Raw genomic sequence first — 3033 nt, 5'->3', positions numbered from 1 at the left:
ACATACTTTCTTTACTGGCTCTGAAGGCACATTAGGTATAGTAACAAAATTGAAATTTAAGTTAATTGATAAACCATCCTATGACACTCTATTAGTTGCTTATTTTAATGATATATTTAGCTCGACAAAGGCTGTTAATTTAGGATTACAATTTAAACCTTCTGGTATAGAAATAATGGATAAGTCTTTGTTAAGATTAGCAAAAGCGACAGATGAGACATTGGCGAATAATATTAGTGAAGATGCTGATAATGTACTGCTTTTTGAATTTGATGGATATAGTAAAGAGGCTGTAATAAATGAAGCAAAGAAAGTCTATGATTTAATTATCAAAAACAAATTAACAGATAATATATATTTAGCTACTAGCAAAAAAGAGCAGGATAATTTTCGTGCTATTAGAAAGGCAGCTGTACCAATTCTCTATAAACTAAAGGGGGATAAAAAAATAGTTGCATTAGTTGAGGATGCAGCTATTCCACCAACTAAATTAGATAAATATTTTGAAGGTATATATCAAATATTTAACCGACATTTGGTTGACTTTGTTATATACGGTCATATTGCAAAAGGTTTGTTACATACTAGGCCACTTCTCAATCTTAAAAGTGCTGAAGATGTTAGGTTATTAAAGATAATAGCAGATGAATTCTTTGATTTGATCTATTCTTTAGGTGGTACTATTTCAGGAGAACACGGTGATGGGCGCATAAGATCCTACTATGTTAAACTCCAATATCCAAAGATATACCATTTATTTAAACAGGTTAAAAATATTTTAGATCAAAAGAACATATTTAACCCCCTGTTAAAATTAACAGATGATGAATACTTAATATCAAAAGATTTAAGATATGGTATAACCTATAAAGCAAAAGATATATTTAATAAAAATTTATTATGGCTAGAAGATTTTTTAAGTGAAACTGAGAAGTGCCATGGCTGTTCTAAATGCACCACTATTGATACTTCTGTTAGGATGTGCCCTGTATATAAGTTTACTAGGGACGAAAGGGCAACACCTAAAGCTAAAGCAAATATTCTAAGAGCTTTAATAAGTGGGGTTATTGATGATAGTGAGATATATAAAAGCGAATTACAGAAAGTTATGAATCTTTGTATAGGCTGTGAAAGCTGTCATTTTGAATGCCCATCAAATGTTAATATACCAAAATTGGCGGCAGAGGCAAAATCCCAATATTATAGAAAATTTTCAATACCCCTAAATTATAGATTGATAACAAAAATAGATACAATTGCAAAATGGACTCATAAATTTGCAAAAATATCTGATTTTGTTACAAAATACTATTATGTAAGAAAAGCTTTTGAGCCTATTATTCATGTTTCTCCACAGAGAAGGTACCCTTCAATATCGACTAAATCATTGTTTGATCAAGTTAATAATTTTGAGGGAAGGGGAGAAAAAAAGGTATTATTTTTTGCTGGATGTTATTACTCTTATTTTGAACCTGCTGTTGGATTAAAAACAGTTGAGATATTAAAAAATATAGGTTTTACAGTTATTACACCAAGACAATACTGTTGTGGTGTGCCAATGATACCAAAAGGGATGGCAAATGCTGCTAAAGAAAGAATATACAAGAATCTTGAAAGCTGGGGAAACTTGATAGATGATGTAGATAATATAGTTGTTTCTTGTTCATCCTGTGGGCTGGCTTTGATGAGTGAATGGGGTAATTTTATAAATAATAGTAGAGTTAATAAAATAAAAGATAAAACAATCCACATAACCAAGTTGTTAGATAGATATAAAGACTATTTATATATTGAAGATTCAAGTATTAAAGCATATCATATACCATGCCATTTAAAAGTTCAAAAGGATAGTGATGCGACAGCCAATCTTATTAACAATCTAGATAAAAATAATTTAAAAGTATTAGATAGTAATTGTTGTGGTATGGCAGGCAGTTGGGGTTTATTGAGTGATAATTATTCATTGAGTAGTAAAATAGGTAAGGATCTAGATGATAAGATAAAAGAAAGTGAATGTAGTATAGTTATAACAGATTGTCCTACCTGTAGAATGCAGATAAAAGATTTAAGTAATGTAAAAGTATTACATCCTGTAGAATTAATAAAGGTTAAATAATTTGTTATGTCATTTAATGATAATGTTTTATTAAAAAAGAAGTTAAAAGGTGAATTACATTCAGATGAAATTTATAGATATTTATTGTCTACCGATGGAAGTATATATAAAATTGTTCCAGAGGCTGTTATTTATCCAAAAGATGTAGATGACGTTGTAAAGGTGTTAGCATTTTGTAAGGACAATCAGCTATCAATTCACCCACGAGGATCAGGTAGTGGCATTTGTGGAGCAGCTTTAGGTAGTGGCTATGTTTTAGATTTTACTAAATTTATGAACAAGATTTTAAAGGTTGATCTTAATGAGAGATATATAATTTGTGAAGCAGGTGTAAAGGGTGGTAAAATCAAGGAAACGCTAGAGAACTCAGGCTTATTTTTTCCTGTTGATCCATCTAGTTTTGACTATGCTTCAGTCGGTGGCATGTATAATACCAACGCATCAGGGTCACATTCTATAGCATATGGGAATTTTAATGATTATGTCTTAGATGTAGAAATTTTATTCTCAACTGGAAAACTAATGTGGTTAAGTGAAATTGAAAAAAAGGAATATAAAGATTTAGATAATGAGTTTAAACAAATTTTTGATTTATATAATGCTAACAAGAGTGATATTGCTGGTGCATATCCAAACTTAAGATGCAATGTTTCTGGTTATAATCTAAGAAATTTGGTAGTTAATGATAGATTGAAACTTATAAATTTATTTGCTGGTTCTGAAGGAACATTGGGAATTGTTACTAAATTGAAGTTAAGATTAATAGATAAGCCAAAATATAATATTCTTATAGTTGCTTATTTTGACGATATTAATAAATCTGTAAATGCTGTTAATATAATTCAAAGTAAAAATCCTTCAGCAATAGAGATAATGGATAAATCATTGCTTGGTTTAGCTGTAGAAAAGAATAAAAC

At 29.7% G+C, this 3033-nt stretch carries 2 protein-coding genes; both read left to right on the top strand.

Annotated elements, in window-relative coordinates:
- Positions 1-2116, top strand: a 2116-nt coding sequence (locus SVN78_09860; GenBank protein MDY6821910.1) for an FAD-linked oxidase C-terminal domain-containing protein, incomplete at its 5' end; no start/stop codon positions are given.
- 6 nt (positions 2117-2122) lie between these two features.
- On the top strand, positions 2123-3033 hold a 911-nt coding region (locus SVN78_09855), incomplete at its 3' end, for an FAD-binding oxidoreductase (GenBank protein ID MDY6821909.1).

The organism is Deferribacterota bacterium (genome assembly GCA_034189185.1).
Taxonomy (GTDB): domain Bacteria; phylum Chrysiogenota; class Deferribacteres; order Deferribacterales; family UBA228; genus UBA228.
This window is presented reverse-complemented; position numbering and strand designations above follow the sequence as displayed.